Below are 20,802 nucleotides of genomic sequence, written 5' to 3' on the forward strand. Positions count from 1 at the left end.
GCACTTTTCGATCACAGGCCCGAGGCCGCACCCGGCCGGCCGACCACGACGGCGAGCCGTCAGGTCAGAGCGCCATCGGCGATTTCGACCGTGAGCGGGACCAGTTCATCGCAGTTCGGGGTGTCACTGGTCAGGACGACCGCCGGAACGTTGCGTCCACCCGACCAGTTGTGGCGTTCCGCTCCGGGCCGATTGGTGTCGATCACCGATTCGACCGGCGCCGAGATCCGGCAGGAATCGCCGGATTCGCGAATGTGCAATGTCAGGCCGTCGAACATCACCTCGCGGGTGTCGTCGCCTTCGGTGGGCACGAATTCGGGCTCGAGTCCGTAGTGGATGCTCCACATCTGCGGCGCGGTGCCCTCTGCTTGCGGTGTGAGGACACAACGGTACGGATCACTGTCGATCTGCCATCCGACCAGATCTTCCGGTGCGAAGCTGCCGACGATCTCGCACGGATCGGCCGCTGCCAGCCGGATTCTGCCCGGACCGCTGGTCGGTCGTGCCGGCAACGACGGCACCCGCGCCAGCGTCACCGAAAGGACGTCCGCTGCCACATCGCACACCGGCACCACGTTGCCTGTCGATTCGTCGGAGCGGTACTGCGTGGCCTCGATCGTGGCGAACCGCGCGGGTGGAACCGCGTCGGCGGTCACGGTGACGGGGATGTCCAGCGCGAATCTCAACGTGCAGCCTGCGGAGTTGTCGCGCGCTGTAGTGGTCCGATAGACCTCGGTGTCGCCGAACGACCTGTCGAGTCCGCCCTCCGTGGTCGGTGCAGGCGACAGGTCGATGGTGACGTTCAGTTCGTCGTGCTTCGCTCCCCCGGACGGATGTACGACGGCCGTGCAGGTGTCGAGTGCGACTTGCGGCCCGAGTTGACGCACTTCGCCGTACCCGGCAATCACCTTTTCCGGTAGCAGCCCGCACGGGTCGAGCCGACGCAGTCTCTCTGCAACCTCGAGCAGCATCTTGTCGGCCGGGAGGATCGAACGACTGTGCGTGTTGGGGGCGAGGTACTCGACGGGAGCGGACGGGGTCTCGGTCGGTGTTCCTGCCATGACGGTCGCGCATCCCGTGAGAGCGGACGGCACGACAACAGACGCGACGACGGCAACCGCCATCGACCGTGTGCCTCCCCGCACGCCGACCACCGACTTTCCCAAAGAAACGTCAACCGATCGTCAAGGCCGACGACACCAACGTACGGCACTTCCGACGAATCGGCTGCGCTCGGCGCGCAACATGTCGCGCGCCGAGCCGGCCGTTCACTGCACGGCGCTGGGCGCGGTGATCGAGCCGATGTAATCACAGACGGCAGCAAGAACCTCGCTGCTCCGAGGCACCGCCCCCGACATCCAGAACACACCGTGCACGAGCCCGTCGAATCGGCGAACGGTCGCGTCGACGCCCGCGGCCTCCAACCTGGCCGCATAGTCCTCGGCCTCGTCTCGCCCGACCTCGTACTCGTTGGTGAGCACGAGCGCCGGAGGAAGGCCACTCGAATCACCGGCGCGGGACGGTACTGCGTACGGGTTGCTCGCGTCGCCGGGCACGTCCAGATACTGCATCCAGAACCAGTCGAGTCCCCGCTTCGTGATGACGTAGCCCTCCGCGTATTCGCGGGTCGACGGGAATTCCGCGCTCGGGTCGATCACCGGATAGATCAGCACCTGCCCACGCAGACTCGGCCCTGCCTCGTTTCGGGCGCGCAGCGCCGTCACGGCCGCGAGGTTGCCACCGGCGCTGTCGCCGGCGATCACGATGTTGTCCGGGTCGCCGCCGAAGTCCGCGATGTGCGCGGCAACCCAGTTCAGTGCCGCGTAGGCGTCGTCGGGCGCGGCAGGGAATCGGTGTTCGGGTGCCAATCGGTACTCGGCGGACACCACGATGGCTCCCGCGCCGTTGGCGACCGCACGGCAGGGTTCGTCGGCGACGTCGATGCTCCCTCCGATGAAGCCGCCGCCGTGGAAGTAGAGCACCACGGGCAACGGCGTCTCGGGCACCGGTCCTGCCGCCGCGGGAACATAGATCCGCACCGGCAGGTCACCGCCGCCTCCCGGGTAGGTGAGGTTCACGACCCGCGCGACGTCCTGCGCGGGAGCCTGAAGTCCGGTGAAGGTGTCGATCACTGCGCGTGCCTGCTCGACGGAGAGCTGTTCGAACGAGGTGAACCCCTGAGAGTTCAGTGTCTCGATGAGCTGGGCTACGTGGTCGTCCAGAGCCATGGGAATCCCTCGATGTGTAGGTGTGGGTAGGTCGGATCAGGACGCGAGCGAGACGCGCTTCGCGCCTGTGTCGGCGCCGACGAGAGTGAATCCCTCGTAGCCGCGTTCGATCACCTCGGCGCACTTGGCCCGGTAGGTCGGCGCGCCACCGAGATACACGAGGCACACTCGGGGTTTGCCCGGAATATTCGCGCCCATGTACCAGGAGTCGGTGTTCGGCATCAACGTCGAGTTCGCGAGTTCCGCGCAGTGTTCGACCCACGCGTTCTCCGCGTCCGCGACCGGTTCGATCGTGTCGAGGTCTCGGCCCCGGAGGTACTCGATGGACTCCGCTGCGAAGTCCACGTGGTCCTCGATCGCCAACGGCATGTTGTAGAGCACCGACGGGGACTGCGGCCCGGTGATCAGGAACAGGTTCGGGAAGTCGTGCATCATCAGGCCCAGATACGTGTGAGGACCGTCCGCGAACTTGTCTTCGAGCTTCAGCCCGTCGCGTCCGACGATGCCCATTGCCAGCAGCGGGCCGGTCATCGCATCGAATCCGGTGGCCAGGACGATCACGTCGAGTTCGTGCTCGATGCCGCCGGTACACACGCCCGAAGTGGTGATTTCCTCGATCGGTGCGTTCTTGACGTCGACGAGTGTCACGTTGTCACGGTTGTACGTCTCGTAGTAGTTCGTCTCGAGCGGGGGCCGCTTCGTCGCGTACGGGTAGGTCACCGGTGCGAGGAGCTTCGCGACCTCGGGGTCGTTCACCCGCTCGTGGATGCGCTCACGGATGTACTCCGACACCGTGTCGTTGGCTTCCTTGTCGAACAGGATGTCGCGGAAGCTGTCGATGAACAGCCGGAAGCCGCCGGCGTCCCAGCGCTCGTCGAACACTCGGCGTCGCTCGTGCGCGGAGACCTCGAGTGCCGAATCCTGCACCTGGTCGTACGGCACACCGAGGAAGTGCTTGCGCGCGGCGTCGCGCAACTCCTTGTAGTTGGCCTTGACCTGGGCCATCTCTGTCTCGTCCGTCGGGGCGTTGCCGATCGGGGTCGCGTAGTTCGGGGTCCGCTGGAACACGGTGAGGTGCCCGGCTTCCTTTGCGATCTCCGTGATGGCCTGGATGCCACTCGAGCCCGTACCGATGATGCCTACCCGCTTACCGGTGAAGTCGACGCCTCCGTGCGGCCAATTGCCCGTCAGGTAGGTCTCGCCTGCGAATGCGTCGATGCCCGGGAACTCCGGTGTCTTCGGCACCGACAGGTTGCCTGCACCCGAGATGAAGTACCGGCCGGTCACGGTCTCCCCGGTGTGCGTGGTCACCGTCCAGAAGCGGGCATCGTCGTCCCACACCACCGACTCGATGCGGGTCTCGAACGTGATGTCCTTGCGGAGGTCGAATCGGTCCGCGACGTGATTCAGGTACTCGAGGATCTCGGGTTGTGCAGCGAACTTCTCGCTCCAATGCCATTCCTGCTGGAGTTCCTCCGAGAAGGAGTACGAGTAGTGCACCGACTCGATGTCGACGCGAGCACCGGGGTATCGGTTCCAGTACCACGTCCCGCCGACGTCGCCTGCAGCATCGAAAACCCTGGTCGACAGGCCCATCAGGTCGCGGAACTTGTGCAGGGCGTACAGCCCGGTGAAGCCGGCGCCCACCACGATGACGTCGACATCGGGGGTCGTGGAACGGGGGAAAGGCATAGCGTGGCTCCTCGTGAATCGCAGTGGAGAAGGTCGAGAACAACCATGACGCGCATCACACCCCCCGGACACGGGGTGAATTACCCCCTTCGCTACCTGTGTTACCCGTCACAACGAGTGGGGTATGTTCGGCGGCGTCCCCGAGAACACCCAGGAGTCCGCGCTGCCTTCGCACACATCCCCTCCTCGATCCATGGCCGGTAGGTCCATGACGAGCTTCGTCGGGCGTCGACACGAACTCGACGCTGCACGCTCATGCCTGCAGCAGTCTCGGCTCGTCTCGTTGGTCGGCCCCGGAGGTGTGGGTAAAACGCGGTTCGCCGAGGAACTCGTCGACCGCACCGGGCGTGTCTTCCGCGATGCACCTGCGTGGATCGACCTGGCACCCGTAGGCGATCCGGGGGCGGTCGCGGCTGCCGCAGCTGCGGCCCTGGGGGTGACGGACCAATCGAGCAAACCGGTGGTCGACAAGCTCACCGACCGGGTGCGCGGACGGCAGATGCTCATCGTCATCGACAATTGCGAACATCTGCTCTCGCCCGTCGTCGAACTTGTCGCCGCCATCCTCGCGGCTGCTCCCGAGATCCGGATCGTCACGACGAGCCGTGAGCCACTGCGCATCGCCGGTGAGCAGATCTACGATCTGCCGCCGCTCTCCCTACCGGAGCATTCGGAGCACTACCGTGCAGCCGAGGTCGCTCACTTCGAAGCCGTGTCCCTGCTCGTCGAGCGAGCCCGCAGCACGGTATCCGATTTCGAGCTCACCGACGCCAATGTCATTGCAGTGGTTCAGCTGTGCCGAAGACTCGACGGTATTCCGCTGGCAATCGAGCTCGCCGCCGCGAAGTTGCGCTCGCTCTCTCCCGCTCAGCTCGTCGAACGGCTCGACCGGCGTTTCGCCCTGCTCACCGGCGGCGATCGGAGCGCACTGCCTCGCCAGCAGACGTTGCGTGCGCTCGTCGATTGGAGCTACGAATTGTGTTCCGGCCCAGAGCGCTCGCTGTGGGCACGATTGTCGGTTTTCGCAGGCGGGTTCGATCTCGACGCTGCGGAGGCCGTGTGCGGGTTCGGCGACATCCGTTCGGGCGACGTCCTCGACCTGCTGGACCGGCTGATCGCGAAGTCCCTCGTGATTGTGGACCGGTCATCGGATCCGGTTCGCTACAACCAGCTCATGACCGTGCGGGAGTATGGAAGCGAACTGCTCGAGGCAGCCGGCGACACCGACATCCTCTGCCTTCGGCACCGCGACCACTTCGCTGCTCTCGCGTCGACGTCCGTCCGACATTGGTGCGGCCCGGACCAATCCGGGCTTCTGGCGCAGCTGCGAGGCGACCACGCCAACCTCATGGCCGCCCTCGACTGGTCTCTCCGCACGGCCGGCGAGGTACCCGTCGCAGCGGAATTCGCGGTCGCATTGCGCTATCACTGGATTGCAGGTGGCTACCTGTCGTACGGTCGGCGCCGCGTCGAGCAGGTTCTGGACCATCTGGCCGATCCGGTGCGTGAGCGTGGCGATGCACTGTGGGTGGCCGCGTGGATCGCGCTCATCCAGGGCGACCGCGACGCAGCCCATCGCTACCTCGCCGAATGCAGCTCTCTCGCCACCGCACTCGGCGACGTCACGCTTCGCGCGCATGCCGACCATTGGCGGGGTCTGCACGAATTGTTCAGCGGGCACACCGCGCACGCGATCACCCTCTTCCACGCCGCAATCGCGGTGCACCGCGACAACGACGACACCGCGTCGGTGCTCACCGCCGAGTTCCAGTTCGCGATGGCGCAGTGCTACGAAGGCCTCCACGACGAAGCACTGGCCACCTGCTCCCGGGTGTTCGAACTGGCAGATCGATACGGGGAGAAATGGAACCACGCCTATGCGCTGTGGGTGTCCGCGCTCGTGCACGTCCACCGGGGTGACACCACCGCTGCAGTGGATGCTTCTCAGCAAGCTCTGCGCATCCAGCAGCATTACAAGGACAAGATCTGCACGGCTCTGTCCATTGAGGTCCTTGCGTGGGCCGCGGTCGCCCGCGCCGACGCCGAGCTGTCCGCACGGTTGTTCGGGGTCGCCGCAGTCGTGTGGACACGACTGGGCACCACCGTGGGCGCGTTCGGCCCGCACACGACCGACGATTCGCATGCCGCCCGTGACGCGGCCCGGAATTCCCTCGGCGACAGTACGTTCGACAAGCTGTCATCCCCACCGGAAGGCATGACCATCACCCAGGCCGTGTCGTTCGCCCTGGGTGAGCAGCCGTCGCTGCCAGTCCGGGTGGTCCAGGACACCTCGCCGTTGACCAAACGAGAATTCGAGATCGCCCGGCTCGTCGCAGACGGCATGAGCAACCGCGCCGTCGCCGACAAACTCGTCATCTCTCCCCGCACCGTCGACGGGCATGTCGAGCGAATCCTCGCAAAACTCGGCGTCACGTCCCGGACACGGATCGCGACCTGGGTGACGGCTCACAACGGCTGAGCCTCATGCCGAACCACCACAGCGACGACCCGCCAGCGGCGAGCGCACCCAACGAGGCGATGAGCACGACGACGCCGAACGCGGTGGTTGCCGGGTGCGAAGCCGCGGATACCTCCGCACGAGCGTGACGAGCAACCGGAGGGTCGCGCCGTAACTCTCGTGGTCGAACGGTGGGAGTGCTGGGTGGCAGCATCCGGTCGCGACCGCCATGAGCAAGAGGGTGGGGGCGGGACGTCGTGGTTCCGAAGTTTCCGTGTCGAGGCGCCGCTGTGCAACCGGGCCGGGTGGACGCGCCGTTCCCGGAGATCCGCGGGGAACTTCCGTAAGCTTCGCCCGGACCGAGAAGGGTGGGGCGTGGAGACGAATGCACTGTGGAGTCGACGACGATTCCTTACGGGTGTTGCGGCGACCGGCGCGGCACTGACCAGCGTGGCCTGGTCGTTCAGCGGTGAAGCGGCGGCACAGCCTGCGCAGTCGAACCCTTCCGTCCGCGACACGATCAACGGAATCCTGGCGTTCGTCGTCCCTGGAAGCGACCCGTACTCGCAGCACCAGGGTGTGGCGACCGAGTCACCGGGCGGCGTCACACCGGGCACCGCCCAGACGCTCGAGCGCACGTTCGACCTGGCAGTTCCCATCCCGCTTCTCGGAGATCTCGGCATCGACGTCACGGGCTCTGCCGCGATCGCGGCGCTCGTCGATCTCTTCGCGGTCACTGCCGATCCCGCGTCCGTCGCGGGGCCGTTCGCGTCACCGTTCGCGAATCTGTCCTACGACGTCAAAGCGCACGTGTTCGAATTGCTCGACACCGAGCCGCAATTCCCGGGTCGCCCCATCGAGTACGCGGTCAATGCCATCCCCACGCTGGCCGCGTTCGTCGCCTACTCGGAGGTCTCCGCGTTCGATCTCGAACGCCGTGAACTCACCGGACGTCCGGTGGGCTGGGAGCTGTCGGGCTACGAAGGCGTCAGCGACGGGTGGGACGAGTTCCAGGGCTACTACGGTGGCGTCGATCGAGCGGAGGGGTGACGTTGACCGATGTGATCGTGATCGGCGCCGGAGGCGGCGGGCCGGTCGTCGCGAAGGAACTCGCCGCACGGGGTCTCGACGTGCTGGTGATCGAATCCGGGCCACGCTTCGACGACCCCGAGAACCAGTGGACGCACTTCGAGAACGACGCCAACAACCCGATCACCGGGTTCCTCCGCGAAGGTCCCGGCGACCGGTCGAAAGGGCCGTGGCTGCGCGACCTCCCACAGAATTCGTTCGTGTGGCAGGTCTCCGGTGTGGGCGGCGCGACGCTCCACTACTTCGGCAACTCGCCCCGCGCGATGCCCGGTGTGTTCGAGGGTTACGACGGCGCCGACCGCGACATGTACGACACCGAGCACCTGTTCCCCTTCGGGTACGACGAACTGCGCCGCTACTACGAGTGGGTCGAGGCGACACTGCCCGTGCAGACCGCGCCCATGGGCACGAAGGAGAAAATCTTTCTGCGCGGCGCGGCAGCGATGGGTCTCCCCCACCAGACGTCGCTCGATACCACCGGCCCGGCGCATCGCGCGCAGCAGAACGCGATCCTGCAGCCCGGCGGTACCGCCGGACGCACCCGCGACCCCGCGCTGCTGCATCATCCGCAGGCTCGCGGCTGCACGATGTGCGGGCATTGCTATCAGGGCTGTTCTCTGCCGCTGGGTGCGCCGCGGAATCTCAAGGCCCGAAGATCCACGGACAACTCGTACGTGCCGATGATGCTCACCGCCGACGCGTGGTCACCGCACGGCAGGCCCGTCACTCTCGTGACCGACGCCGCGGTCACGAAGATCCTCGTCCACGAGGTCTCCGGGGAGACGGTGGCGCACGGCGTCCGATTCCTGACGGCGGACGGTGAGGAGCACGAAGCGGAAGCTCCGATCGTCGTATTGGCTGCGGGAGCAATCGAATCGCCGCGCCTGTGGCTCAACTCGGAACTACCCGACCCACACGAGTGGGTCGGACGCGGCCTGACCGACCACCACATGGATGCGGTGTTCGGCGTATTCGACGAGTACACCGGCGAAACCCGTGGTGCCGGCTCGAATGCGCGTGTCGACCTTCCCGGATACGGTGCGATCGAGCAGGTGGGCATGCCGCCGGCGCTGCTGGCGTACTCGCTGGGCTACAGCGACTCGGGGATCCACGGCTACGGTCGCGCGGGTGGTGTGGTCGATACTGCGGGAGCCGACAGCCTCGGCCGACTGGTCGGTCGCGATCTGCTGAGCACACTCTCCGATGCCGACCGTGTCCTCGGCGCACTCGTGATCACCGACGACGACGTCGAACCCGGCAACCGCGTGAGCGTGCCCGGTCTACTACCTGCCGACGAGCACGGAGTGGTTCCGCGCGTGACGATGCAGCACCGCACGAGGTCCGACCGCACCCGGCGCAACCGGGAGTACTGCACCCGCAAGGCCATCGAGTTGATGCGCGCGGCGGGTGCGAAGTCGGTGCACCGCTGCGACTGGCCGCCGTTGATCCTGCATGCACAGTCGAGCATGAGAATGGGTTCTCGCGAAGAGAACTCCGTGCTGGATGCGTCGGGGGAAGCCCGGTGGGTCAAGCGTCTCTACATCGCCGACAACTCGGCGCTCCCGAACAGCCTGGGCGGCCCCAACCCGACCCTGACGACGCAGGCCCTCGCGACACGCACCGCCGAGAACATCGTCGAGACGTACTTCGGTGGTGAGAGGTGGGTGGGACGCGAGGACCCGGTCTCGTCGATCGACGACCGCGTCACGCATGCGGTGGTGGCGCGAGGGTTGTAGACGCGAAAGCGACTTTCCTCAGGTTGTCCGGGTTTCCGTGGGTCGTGAGTCAACGGAAACCCGCACGACAGGAGGAAACTCTCCTTGATTCGACGCTACCGCCGGGATGCAGCGAACAGCGCGAATCTCCCGTCCGGATCGACCCATTCGTGCCGGACGGTGAATCCCGCCTCGTCGAGCTCCTTCCCGATGCCCGCCAACCGGAACTTCGCGGAGATCTCCGTGCACATCTGTTCCCCCGCAGCGAAGGTCAGTTCCAGATCGAGATCTCGGACGTGCACCGTCATCGCCTCTGTCGCTTCGAGTCGCATCTCGATCCATTCGTTCTCGGCGTCCCACACAGCGCGGTGCACGAACTTGTCGGGATCGAAATCGGCGTCGAGCCGACGGTTCAGCACGCGCAGCACGTTGCGGTCGAATTCGGCTGTCACCCCGGCAGCATCGTCGTACGCCGGGATGAGGACATCGAGGTCGACGACGAGACCGGCACCGAGCACCAGCCATTCGCCGGTGTTCAGGATCGTCCCGAGGTTCGACAGGAATTCGGCGCGCTCGCCGGGCGCGAAGTTGCCGATCGTACCGCCGAGAAACGCGACCATGCGGTGTCCGCCCGCAGGCAGGTGCTCGAGAGAACCGGTGAAATCGCTGACCACGCCGCGCACCGCCAGGTCCGGATACTCGGCAGACAGGCGACGCACCGCCGCGCTCAGTGCCGGCTCGGACACGTCCTGCGGAACATACGTATGGATGTACGGTTCCAGCGCGTCGAGCAGCACCCGGGTCTTCTCCGACGAGCCCGACCCGAGCTCCACCAGCATCTCGGGTTTCGCCGCTTCCGCGATGTCCGCGGCGTGTTTCTGCAGCAACGCGAATTCTGTTCGGGTGGGGTAATACTCGGGTAGCGACGTGATCCTGTCGAACAACTCGCTTCCCCGCTCGTCGTACAGCCACGTCGGCGACAAGCGTTTGGGAGTGGACGTGAGCCCACTGCGCGCATCAGCGCGCAGCGTCTCGTCCAACTCTTCGGGCGTGATGAACACGTCGATGGTCACGTAGCGGACACCTCCAGTGGAGTGACGACGAGCTTGCCGGGTATCGCATGGACGAGGTGCTTGTCGGGGACCTGCTGCCAGCGTTGGTCGTCGTCGAACGGTTCCGAACTCACAATGGCGACATTCTCGTCCACGAGCGTCCACAACGAGTGATACCACGCGGTCGCCCACAACCCAGATCCGTTGCACAGCAACAGGTTCAGTCGGGACTCCGGCGACCGTGTGACGATGTCGTGGACGAGCGAGATCAACGCGGGCTCCGGTTCCGCCGAACGCAGTCGCGAGCGCAACAGCATCCACAGCGCAGCAGAATCGGTGGGTGAGTCGAGTTCGAGGAGTTCGGACACCGGGAGATTCTCCGCGAGTTCGACGAGCGAACCCGGCCATCCGCGTACCACCCCGTTGAAGCTGAAAGCCCACCGGCCATCCGAAAACGGTGCGCTGGCAGAACGTTCCACCGGCATTCCCACCGTTGCGGAACGGAGCGCGATCATCACGGCTTCGGATCTGATCGTCGGCAGCCCCTCGGTAACGAACGGGTCGGCCCAGACCGGTTGCGGCGAGCGGTAACGGCCGAGAACACCGAGGTCCGACCACCAGGCCACCCCGAAGCCGTCGGCGTTGACGGTGCCACCGCCGCGCATGTCGGTCGGTGCCCACGATTGCCGCACAAGCGAATTCGGGCCGTCGGCGAGCAGGGACGCCACCGACTCGTCCGGGCCGAGGTACCCCAGGTGTCTACACATCCGGCGCCTCGTCCGACTCCGGCGCATCGTGTGCAAGACGGAAACCGGCGAAGATCTGGCGGCGGATCGGATGATCCCAGTTCCGGAATGTACCGCGACAGGCAACTTGGTCGGTCCCGAAGGAACCACCGCGGAGCACACGGAAGTCGCCGCCGAAGAACACTTCCGAGTACTCCCTGTACGGGAACGCACGAAATCCCGGGTAGGGCTCGAAGCGCGACGACGTCCACTCCCACACGTCACCGATCAACTGATGCACGCCGAGCGGTGATACCCCCGCCGGGTAGGCGCCCACCGCAGCCGGACCGAGGTGGCGCTGGCCGAGATTGGCGTGCTCCGGATCGGGGTCGTCGTCTCCCCACGGGTACCGCCGGCTGCGTCCTGTCTCGGGATCCCACCGTGCGGCCTTTTCCCATTCTGCCTCGCTGGGAAGGCGCGCTCCGGCCCAGCGCGCGAACGCGTCGGCCTCGTGGAAGCACACGTGCACGACGGGTTCGTCCGGATGCACGGGTATCTCACGACCGAAACTGCGCCGCCACCAACGACCCTCGGTGTCGCGACGCCAGAACTGAGGTGCTTCGAGGTCCGCGTCGCAGCGGTGCGCCCACCCCGCGTCGCTCCACAGGTCGCGGCGCCGGTAGCCGCCGTCGTCGATGAATCCGGCGAAGCGCCGGTTGGTCACGGGCACCGTCTCGAGCAGAAAAGCGGGCACATACACCCGGCGCGCGGGTTTCTCGTTGTCGAGCGCCCCCGGGTCGGTCGAGGTGCCCATCTCGAACTCTCCCGCCGGGACCAACACTCGACCATGCTCCGGCGGAGTCGCGGCATGTGGCGCCTCCGGGGCGTCGAGCACGGGAGGACCCACACGCAACTGGTGGGTCGCGAGCATCGTTTCGTCGTGCTGCTGCTCGTGCTGCGCCATCATCGAGAAGACGAAACCGTCGCGAGTGAGCTCGGAGTCGAAGTTGCTGTCTTGCAGAACCTTCCACGACAGTTCGCGCACCTCGTCCGCGTACCGACGCGCCCCGTCGGGATCGAGCAGCGGAAGCTCGGTTCTGCTCGCGCGGGGATGCAGGAACGCATCGTAGAGTTCATCGATCCCCTCGCGCACCGGCCCGCCGCCCGCGACTTCACGCAGCAGCCAGCGTTCCTCCTGATTAGCGATGTGCGCGAGATCCCACACGAGAGGACTCATCAGCGGTGAATGCTGCCGAGTCAGTTCGGTATCTGCGATATCCGTCAGCGCGCATGTCCGAGCACGAGCGCGTTGGAGATCGCGTTCGAGGCGGTCCCGCAGCATCTTCACCGCTCGGCCACCCCCGGCGACTGTCCGCGCATACAGCGTGTCGCGGCGGCATCGAGCGCCGCAGTGAATCTCATATCCGGTGAAGACTCCGCAGCCAACGACAACAACCCCACTGCGGCAGCACGCAACTCGACGGCAGCCAACCCCTGTCGCGCCGACTCGGCCCACAACTCACGTACCGGTCGGGCGATCGCCGCCGCCTCCGTCATGACCTCCGAACTCCTCAGCAGCGCTTCGATGGTCGCGATCGGCACCTGCCACAGATCGCCCGGCTGCGCGTCCAGGTACCGGACCTCGAGATGACCGCACGGACGCACGGGCGGAAACAGCGTGGTCAGGTGATAGTCGAGATCGGCGAAAGTCGGCCTGCGACGGAGCTCGTCGTCGAGATCGCCGTCGAGCCACTCCGCGAACGAGGCCCCGGGTGGCGCGTGCCACTCCTGGTCTGCCGATCGGACACACAACAACGGGGCGTCGAGCGCCCACGCCGGATACTTCTGGGGATCGGTCACGATCGCGGTGCGCTCGGGATCGAGCGAGAGCCACGTGCGCATCCGCTGCGACACCCACTCCCCTTCCGGAGCACCTCGCAGCACAGGCGAACACCCGAACGCCGCGATCAAGGCGGGGCCGATCGCGTGGAGCAGCTCCCAGCGACGAGCGAGTTCGGCGTCGTCGACTCCCACGTCGACGCTGACCTGTACCGCGGCCGTGCTGTTCATCATCAGACGCCCGAGAGGGCCGATCCGGTCGAATCGCAATTCCATCGCCGAGTACCGCGGCGTGCGGAGCAGACGGTGCGGCGGCCGGATTTCGTCGGTGGCACTGCCGAGCATCGACACCGCGCGGCGTGCGAGCAACGACCGCAGCATCTTCGCGTCGGCACTCAGACGATCCACCGTCTGCCGCGCCGACGTGCAGGGCACGCTCGCCAACTCCACCTGTCCGCCCGGTTCCAGACTGACCGAACTCCCCGACGGCAGCGGGCGAGCCGAGGACGACGGCGCGACTGCCTTCGGAGCGTGAGGTCCGAGTGCCTCGACGATCGACGTGAGTTCCGGCCTGGACGCCGTTCCGTCGGCACGTGAAGTCAGCCATTCGAGCTCCGCGCCGATCAGCCGCGGCTGGCCGAATCGGAAGCTCATCCGCCGCACGTACTCCTCTGCGGAGGCGCGCGGACCGAGTTCCCTGTCGGCGCGCGGCATCGCCGCGTCCATCGCCATCACCACTCGATCCACCCTCCTCTGTCGGTGGGCCCGGTCACTGAGCGAGCCTAACGCGCGTATCGGCGCAACGCCCGTAGAACGCTCCGGCGCCGCATCGACCACACTAGATTCGGCAGGAGATCGTGACGACAGGAGAGGGAGGCCCACTTCCATGCTCGACGTGCAGCAGGCCCGCCGCGACACTCCCGGGTGTTTCGAACGGGTGTTCCTCGACAGTGCGGGGTCGTCGCTTCCCCCCACCCCGGTCGTCGACACGGTCGTCGCTCACCTACGACGCGAAGCCGAGATCGGCGGATACGCTGCTGCCGCCGAACGCCTCGACGACCTCGCCGGGGTCAAAACGTCCCTCGGACGGCTGTTCGGAGTCGACGCCTCATCCGTAGCGTTGTCCGACAGCGCATCGAGGGCATGGACGTCGTTCTTCTACGCGGTGCCGCTCGAACCGGGCGACCGCATTCTGCTGTCGCAGGCCGAATACGCCGCCAACGCGGTCGCGGCGCTGCAACGTGCCCGCGCCACCGGCGCGCGGGTCGAGGTCGTCCCCTCCGACGACACAGGACGCATCGACCTCGAGGCATTGCACGATCTGCTCGACGAACGCGTCAAGCTCGTCTCCGTGGTGCATGCACCGACGAACGGCGGTCTCGTCAATCCGGTCCGCGAGGTATCCGATGCCGCACACGCCGTAGGGGCGCTGGTGCTGCTCGACGCGTGCCAATCGGTGGGACAGTTGCCCGTGAGCGTGCCCGAACTGGACGTCGATGCGCTCTCCGGCACCGGTCGCAAATGGTTGCGCGGTCCTCGGGGTACCGGGTTCCTCCACGTGCGTCCCCGGTTGATCGCCGACCTCGAGCCTGCCGCGATCGATCTGCACAGTGCGACGTGGACGTCCCCCGACACGTACGAGCTCGCTCCCGACGCGTCGCGTTTCGAGATGTGGGAGGCCGACGTCGCGGCCCGGCTGGGCCTCGGCGCCGCCGTCGACTATCTGCTCGATCTCGGAGTCGACGCCGTGGTGGAGGCCATCGCCTACCGAGCCGAGCACACCCGCGACGGGCTCGGACGGATCCCGGGTGTCACCGTGCACGATCGCGGTGCCCCACTCGACGGGCACGATCGTGGTGCCCCACTCGACGGGCACGATCGTGGTGCCCCACTCAGCGGGATCGTGTCGTTCACCGTCGACGGCATGGAGCCGACGGCCGTGCGCGACGCGCTGGCCGCACAGTCGATCACCGTGACCGTCAGCTCACGCAGCTCCACACTCCTCGACATGTCGCAGCGGAAACTCGACGCGGTGGTGCGTGCCTCACCGCACTATTTCGTCTCCCCCGCCGATGTCGATCGCTTCCTCGTCGCGGTGCGCACGCTCGCACAGTGAGGCCCGTTCGCATTGCGCATTCGGATCCGGTAAAGTATGTCGAGTTGTCTCGGCGAGGGTGAACCGTGAAATCGTCGGTTTACCGTGATCGACGCGGCCGCGGCTCCTCAGAGCGTGGAAATCGCTCCTACTGCCGTGCGTGTCCGGTCCCGCATTCGCCGAGAAGACCGACCCCGTGAGAGTTCACTAGCGTAGGAGCCGTTGCATCATGTCCAACGAGAACCGTCTCGTAGCCGCTGTCCGCACCGAGTTCGGTAAGGGCGCCGCCCGCCGTACCCGTCGTGCCGGCCAGGTCCCCGCCGTTCTGTACGGCCACGGCACCGATCCCAAGCACCTGTCGCTGGGCGCCCTCGAGTTCGCAGCAGTCCTGCGTAACCACGGCACCAACGCCGTCCTGACCCTCGACGTCGAGGGCACCGAGCAGCTCGCGCTCACCAAGTCGGTCACCATGCACCCGATCCGCCGCAACATCGAGCATGCCGACCTGCTCGTCGTGAAGAAGGGCGAGAAGGTCACCGTCGAGGTCCCCGTCGTCCTCACGGGCATCGCCGGCTCCGGCGCGCTCGTCGTCACCGAGGCCAACACCATCAAGATCGAGGCCGACGCCTTCAACATCCCCGAGGAGATCTCGGTGTCGATCGAGGGCGCTCCCGTCGGTACCCAGATCCTCGCGGGTGGTGTCGAGCTTCCCGCAGGCGCGACCCTGCAGGACGATCCCGAACTGCTGCTCGTGAACATCGTCGAGGCCGCTGCACAGGCGAACGCCGACGATGCAGCTACGACCGAGGAAGCAGAAGAAGAGGCCTGAGCCTCTCTCCTGCTACCTGAACCTTTCGGGCTCAGTGAGATCTTTCGTGCGGCGCGTCATCCTTCGGGGTGGCGCGCCGTACGCGCATTCTGCCGAGCAGAACGCCGAGCAGAACGCAGCCACACACAGTTCGAGGAAGGACCTGCACGTGAGCGAGGACACCGCGCTCGTCGTGGGCCTGGGAAACCCCGGTCCCAAGTACGAGACCACCCGGCACAACATCGGCTTCATGGTTGCCGACGTGCTGGCCGACCGGGTCGGCGGGAAGTTCGGCGCACACAAGAAGAGCAACGCCGAGATCGTGCAGGCCCGCCTCGACGGACGGCAGGTGATCGTCGCGAAGCCCCGCACCTACATGAACGTGTCGGGTGGCCCGGTCGCAGGTCTGGCGAAGTTCTTCTCGGTCTCGCCCGCGAACATCATCGTGATCCACGACGAACTCGACCTCGACTACGGCACGATCCGTCTCAAGCAGGGCGGCGGCGAGAACGGGCACAACGGTCTGCGGTCCACGTCATCGGCGCTGGGCACGAAGGAATACCTTCGGGTGCGCATGGGGATCGGCAGGCCTCCCGGTCGTCAGGATCCGGCGGACTTCGTGCTGAAGCCGTTCTCCTCCACCGAGCGCAAGGACCTCGGGGTGCTGTGCGAGGAAGGTGCCGACGCCGTCGAACTGCTCCTGAAGCTCGGTCTCGAAGGCGCTCAGAACCGGATCCACTGACCTCCGTCACCTCGGTGGAATTCTGACCGGTGGACGAACACCGATCCACCGAAGATCCGCATCAGCGGAGCAGTGATGCCGACGTTCCGCGCCGCAGCTTGCCCGACGACGTCTTCGGGATGTGGCCCGGCCCGAGCACCGCAACCGTGCGCGGACGTGCACCCACCTCCGCACACACCGCGTGCACGACGTCGTGCTCGATGCGGCGCACTTCGTCGAGATCGTCGATGAGGTTGGTCTCCACCGCCACAGCGAACGACTCCCGCTTGTCTCCCGCGTCCAGCCGGATCGCGACGGCATTGCCCGGTCGCACGCCCGCCACACCGCACGCGACGCGCTCGATATCGGTGGGATAGATGTTGCGTCCGCCCATGATGATGACGTCCTTGACCCGGCCGCACACGACGACGAGTCCTTCTTCGGTGAAGTAGCCGACGTCGCCGGTGTCGAGCCAGCCGTCGCTGTCCTGTGCGGGTACCGGCCCGTCGACCGTGACGTATCCGTGCGTGACGGCCTTTCCTCGCAGCTGGATGACCCCGACCCCGCGGGTGGGAAGTTCCTGCCCGTCGCGACCCACGACCCGGCCTTCGAGGCCGGAGACGAGGTGCCCGAGTGTCGGTAGACGGCGGGCGTTCGAATGGGCCGACGGCACGGCCATCCCTCCCGACTCGAGCAGATCCGGATCGACGACGTCGAGCACCTGCCCGTGACCGGGATCGGGTACCGACACCGCCAACGTCGTCTCCGCCATCCCGTAGACGGGGGCCAGCGCCATGGGGTCGAGCCCGAAACGGGTTCCCGCCTCCGCGAGCGCATCCATGGTGTCGGGGTCGACGGGTTCTGCGCCGTTCCACATCCACTTGACCGACGACAGGTCCACCGCACCGTCCTCGGCCTGCGCCAGCTTGCGCGCCAGCAACGAGTACGCGAAATTCGGTGCAGCCGTCACAGTTCCGCGATACTTCGTGATGAGATCCGCCCACAACATCGGTGCCCGAAGGAAGTCGAGCGGAGTCACCGATACGACCTCCCCGCCCATCTGCATCGGGACGCTGAGGAAACCGACCATGCCCATGTCGTGGAAGAGCGGCAGCCAGCTGATCATGACGTCGTCGTCGAGCGAGAACTTGATGCGTTCGAACATCGCGTAGCCGTTGACGTAGAAGTTCTCGTGCGTGATCTGTACGGCCTTCGGCGATCCTGTGGATCCGGAGGTCAGCTGCTGCAGCACAATGTCGGATTCCGCGGTCTCGACCGGGTCGATCGCATTACCCGCGCGCAGATGCTCGACGGCGACGACCTCGATCCCCCGCTCACGCAGCAGTGGCTCTGCAATGTCGAACGGCGCGCCGAGCACCACGATCCGCGCCCCGATCATGTGCAACACGGTCTCGGTGTCGCGCGTCCACCTGTCGAGATCGGTGCGCGGGGTCGGCTGGTGCAGCATCGTGATGCTTCCGCCGCGCATCCATACGCCCTGGCAGATCGGGGCGATGTCGGCCGGGAACCCAGCGAGGATCGCGACTGCATCGCCCGGTCCGATCCCGTCCGCGGCCAGGCAACCCGCCATGCAGCGCGCCTGCTCGTGGATCTGCATCCAGGTCTGCCTGCGCGGCGAGTCCGGCTCGCCGGTGATCAACCCTCGTGTACTCGTGCGCCCCGTCGCGTACATCTCATCAGTGAATCTGCTCACGAAACACTCCTCGCTCCGATGCGGCCGGGCTCTTCCGTGCCGAAATCCCGGCCCTACGAATCAGAGTGGCCCGGAATCGGGCAACCGGAAGCCTCCCCGGAGAAACGTGATCGAATGTGAGGGAAAACGACACCGAATCGCCTAGTAACATGGAGAAGTTGCCTGCGATAGAACACCGACCAAAAAGTTTCGAGAGGTTTCCGCGTTGAGTACCCCGCCCGCCTCCGCCAGCGAATCCACCAACGCCGCGAAGCCCGCTTCGTCGAACGCAGTCCGTTCCGAGGCGCTGCGACGGCGCACGTTCGCCGTCATCTCCCATCCGGACGCCGGTAAGTCCACTCTCACCGAGGCCCTCGCACTGCACGCGAAGGTCATCTCCGAGGCCGGCGCCGTGCACGGCAAGGCGGGCCGCAAGTCCACCGTGTCCGACTGGATGGAGATGGAGAAGGCCCGCGGTATCTCCGTCAGCTCCACCGCGTTGCAGTTCAACTACGCGTCGTCCGAGGCCCCGGAGACGGAAGACGGTGTCACCGCTGTCGACACCGTCAACGTCATCAATCTCGTCGACACGCCCGGTCACTCCGACTTCTCGGAGGACACCTACCGGGTACTCACCGCGGTCGACGCGGCAGTGATGCTCATCGACGCCGCAAAGGGCCTCGAACCGCAGACGTTGAAGCTGTTCCAGGTGTGCCGCCACCGCGGTATCCCGGTGATCACGGTGATCAACAAATGGGACCGGCCCGGTCAGACGCCTCTCGAGCTGCTCGACGAAATCGAGGAGCGCATCGGTCTCACCCCCACGCCGCTGTTCTGGCCGGTGGGTATCGCGGGCGATTTCCGTGGTCTCCTGCGACGTGGCCGGGACGATCATGCGGGCGAAGCCGTCGAATACATCAAGTTCACGCGCACCGCGGGTGGCGCGAAGATCGCCCCCGAGGAGCATCTGTCCCCCGAGGTCGCGCTCGAACGCGAGGGCGACACCTGGGTCGAGGCCGCCGAGGAATCGGAGCTGCTGTCGGCGAGCGGGCAGGATCACGACCAGGAGCTGTTCCTGGCGGGCCAGACGTCGCCGGTGATCTTCGCGTCCGCCATGCTCAACTTCGGTGTCCGGCAGATCCTCGACACTCTCGTCGCACTTGCGCCGCCGCCGCGGAGCCGCCTCGCGATCGACGACACGCCCCGCGAAGTCGACGACCCGTTCAGCGCCGTGGTGTTCAAAGTCCAGGCCGGGATGGACACCGCCCACCGCGACCGGCTCGCCTTCATGCGCGTCGTATCGGGTGTGTTCGAGCGCGGCATGGTCGTCACCCACGCCCAGACCGGCAAGCCGTTCGCGACGAAGTACGCCCTCACCGTCTTCGGACGCGAACGCACCACGGTCGAGAACGCCTACCCCGGCGATGTGGTCGGCCTGGTCAACGCCACCGCCCTGGCACCCGGCCATACGTTGTACGTCGACAAGAAGGTCGAGTTCCCGCCCATTCCGTCGTTCGCGCCCGAGCACTTCGCGATCCTGCGGGCCGAGAGCGCCTCGAAGTACAAGCAGTTCCGCAAGGCCGTCGACCAGCTCGATTCCGAAGGCGTCGTGCAGATCCTCCGCAACGACATCCGTGGCGATGCGTCGCCGGTGATGGCGGCCGTCGGGCCCATGCAGTTCGAGGTGGTCGCGGCGCGGATGAAGGCCGAGTACAACGTCGACCCGAAGATCGAGCCGCTCGGGTACGCGCTGGCGCGCCGCACCGACGCGGAGTCGACCGTGGAACTCAACCGTCAGCGTGGCGTCGAGGTGTTCGAGCGGTCCGACGGTGTGCTGCTCGCGCTCGTCAGTGACAAGTGGCGGCTGCAGTACATCCAGAAGGAACTCCCCGATCTCACTCTCGAGCCCCTGGTCGCCGCGACGGATTGACCCGCCGACGGCCGATACCGGACATACGGGGTGACGCGGACACCCTTCGGCTGGTATTTTGCTGCCGTCGAGCACGCACGCTCGGGTGATTTCAGGAGCTTGTCAATGAACGACGATGCATCGTCCGTGCCGTCGGAAGAACTGCCGAAGAGCGGGGAGACCGAGACCAGCACCAACGAGACCCGACAGTCCGGGTCCGGTGGCCGGTCGAAGGGTCCGAAGAGGTCGGGCACCTTCGTCTACCCGCTGCCGAGCACACCGCTCCCGAGTAGTACACCGATGACTGTGCTCACCGTGGAAGACCCCTCGGGTGTGCACGCGATCGACCGCAACCCGGCCGGCGGGGTGGCCGCCGGAACCACGAACGAAGGGACGTCCTCGGTGACGAGCACCAGCACCAACGGCAGCACGACCAGCACCAACGGCTCGACGACCGATACCTCGGGTACGGTCGGCACCGCCTCGGCGAGCACGCTCGGCACCGCCTCGGCGTCCGGCGTGCCCTCACGCCGCAACTCGATGGGTGTCGCGTCGGTGCGGATCGCTGCGCGTCTGGCCCACGGCGAGCTCGGTTCGCGGTCATCCCACGGAATCGACCCGACCATCGACAACGACGAACTGCTCCAGCTCCTCGGTGAGTACCTCGTGGCCGGTGGTCTCGAGAAGCCCGAGATCCACGCGAAGCTCGGTGGTCAGTCGATCGTGGTCGACCTGCAGTCACCGCATCGCTTCACTCGCTGAGCCACTCGGGACGCCG

General features: G+C 66.4%; 16 protein-coding genes. 8 read left to right on the forward strand and 8 right to left on the reverse strand.

The window, feature by feature from the left end:
* Nucleotides 1–59: 59 nt before the first annotated feature.
* The 3 genes from ACFWB0_RS10720 to ACFWB0_RS10730 all read right to left on the reverse strand — a co-directional run bounded on the left by ACFWB0_RS10720 (nt 60) and on the right by ACFWB0_RS10730 (nt 3,920).
* Nucleotides 60–1,124 (reverse strand): hypothetical protein, encoded by a 1,065-nt coding sequence (locus ACFWB0_RS10720; protein ID WP_378490425.1) that lies wholly within the window; start codon nt 1,122–1,124, stop codon nt 60–62.
* Nucleotides 1,125–1,268: 144 nt separating this feature from the next.
* Entirely contained in the window at nt 1,269–2,228 is a 960-nt protein-coding gene (locus ACFWB0_RS10725; protein ID WP_378490426.1) for an alpha/beta hydrolase, read from the reverse strand.
* Between the two features lie 36 nt (nt 2,229–2,264).
* Complete coding sequence (locus ACFWB0_RS10730) at nt 2,265–3,920, reverse strand: flavin-containing monooxygenase (protein ID WP_378490427.1); 1,656 nt, start codon at nt 3,918–3,920, stop codon at nt 2,265–2,267.
* Between the two features lie 208 nt (nt 3,921–4,128).
* Between ACFWB0_RS10730 and ACFWB0_RS10735 the strand changes: the two genes are divergently transcribed.
* The 3 genes from ACFWB0_RS10735 to ACFWB0_RS10745 all read left to right on the forward strand — a co-directional run bounded on the left by ACFWB0_RS10735 (nt 4,129) and on the right by ACFWB0_RS10745 (nt 9,203).
* Nucleotides 4,129–6,399 carry a LuxR C-terminal-related transcriptional regulator gene (locus ACFWB0_RS10735; RefSeq protein WP_378490428.1) on the forward strand — a complete coding sequence of 757 codons (2,271 nt, stop codon included), beginning with the start codon at nt 4,129–4,131 and terminating at the stop codon, nt 6,397–6,399.
* 354 nt (nt 6,400–6,753) lie between these two features.
* Nucleotides 6,754–7,428 carry a twin-arginine translocation signal domain-containing protein gene (locus ACFWB0_RS10740; RefSeq protein WP_378490429.1) on the forward strand — a complete coding sequence of 225 codons (675 nt, stop codon included), beginning with the start codon at nt 6,754–6,756 and terminating at the stop codon, nt 7,426–7,428.
* Between the two features lie 2 nt (nt 7,429–7,430).
* The gene (locus ACFWB0_RS10745; protein WP_378490452.1) at nt 7,431–9,203 is read left to right on the forward strand and encodes a GMC family oxidoreductase N-terminal domain-containing protein; all 1,773 of its coding nucleotides are present in this window, start codon (nt 7,431–7,433) and stop codon (nt 9,201–9,203) included.
* Nucleotides 9,204–9,298: 95 nt separating this feature from the next.
* Here ACFWB0_RS10745 and egtD read toward each other — a convergent pair whose 3' ends face one another.
* Genes egtD through egtA form a run of 4 tightly spaced genes read right to left on the reverse strand, consistent with a single transcriptional unit; the run spans nt 9,299 to nt 13,530 of the window.
* Nucleotides 9,299–10,255, reverse strand: coding sequence for an L-histidine N(alpha)-methyltransferase (gene egtD / locus ACFWB0_RS10750; protein WP_378490430.1), 957 nt, complete (start codon nt 10,253–10,255; stop codon nt 9,299–9,301).
* The gene (egtC, locus tag ACFWB0_RS10755) at nt 10,252–11,001 is read right to left on the reverse strand and encodes an ergothioneine biosynthesis protein EgtC (RefSeq protein WP_378490431.1); all 750 of its coding nucleotides are present in this window, start codon (nt 10,999–11,001) and stop codon (nt 10,252–10,254) included. Before egtC ends, egtD begins: the two co-directional genes overlap by 4 nt.
* Entirely contained in the window at nt 10,994–12,301 is a 1,308-nt protein-coding gene (gene egtB, locus ACFWB0_RS10760; protein ID WP_378490453.1) for an ergothioneine biosynthesis protein EgtB, read from the reverse strand. The genes egtC and egtB overlap by 8 nt, the downstream gene beginning before the upstream one ends.
* 2 nt (nt 12,302–12,303) lie before the next feature.
* The gene (egtA, locus tag ACFWB0_RS10765) at nt 12,304–13,530 is read right to left on the reverse strand and encodes an ergothioneine biosynthesis glutamate--cysteine ligase EgtA (RefSeq protein WP_378490454.1); all 1,227 of its coding nucleotides are present in this window, start codon (nt 13,528–13,530) and stop codon (nt 12,304–12,306) included.
* Between the two features lie 154 nt (nt 13,531–13,684).
* Here egtA and ACFWB0_RS10770 point away from each other — a divergent pair, with 154 nt between their 5' ends.
* The 3 genes from ACFWB0_RS10770 to pth all read left to right on the forward strand — a co-directional run bounded on the left by ACFWB0_RS10770 (nt 13,685) and on the right by pth (nt 16,443).
* A complete protein-coding gene (locus ACFWB0_RS10770; protein ID WP_378490432.1) occupies nt 13,685–14,914 on the forward strand; it encodes an aminotransferase class V-fold PLP-dependent enzyme in 1,230 nt (409 codons plus the stop codon).
* 208 nt (nt 14,915–15,122) lie between these two features.
* Complete coding sequence (locus tag ACFWB0_RS10775; protein ID WP_378490433.1) at nt 15,123–15,722, forward strand: 50S ribosomal protein L25/general stress protein Ctc; 600 nt, start codon at nt 15,123–15,125, stop codon at nt 15,720–15,722.
* A gap of 148 nt (nt 15,723–15,870) precedes the next feature.
* Nucleotides 15,871–16,443 (forward strand): aminoacyl-tRNA hydrolase, encoded by a 573-nt coding sequence (gene pth / locus ACFWB0_RS10780; RefSeq protein WP_378490434.1) that lies wholly within the window; start codon nt 15,871–15,873, stop codon nt 16,441–16,443.
* A 61-nt stretch (nt 16,444–16,504) separates the two neighbouring features.
* Here the strand turns inward: pth and ACFWB0_RS10785 are convergent, their stop codons facing one another.
* Nucleotides 16,505–18,136: a fatty acyl-AMP ligase gene (locus ACFWB0_RS10785; protein WP_378490435.1), complete on the reverse strand. Its 1,632-nt coding sequence runs from the start codon at nt 18,134–18,136 to the stop codon at nt 16,505–16,507.
* 205 nt (nt 18,137–18,341) lie between these two features.
* Between ACFWB0_RS10785 and ACFWB0_RS10790 the strand changes: the two genes are divergently transcribed.
* Nucleotides 18,342–20,045 (forward strand): peptide chain release factor 3, encoded by a 1,704-nt coding sequence (locus ACFWB0_RS10790; RefSeq protein WP_378490436.1) that lies wholly within the window; start codon nt 18,342–18,344, stop codon nt 20,043–20,045.
* A gap of 105 nt (nt 20,046–20,150) precedes the next feature.
* Complete coding sequence (locus ACFWB0_RS10795; protein WP_378490437.1) at nt 20,151–20,786, forward strand: hypothetical protein; 636 nt, start codon at nt 20,151–20,153, stop codon at nt 20,784–20,786.
* Nucleotides 20,787–20,802: the final 16 nt, after the last annotated feature.

The organism is Rhodococcus sp. NPDC060086 (genome assembly GCF_042730275.1).
Lineage (GTDB): Bacteria > Actinomycetota > Actinomycetes > Mycobacteriales > Mycobacteriaceae > Rhodococcus.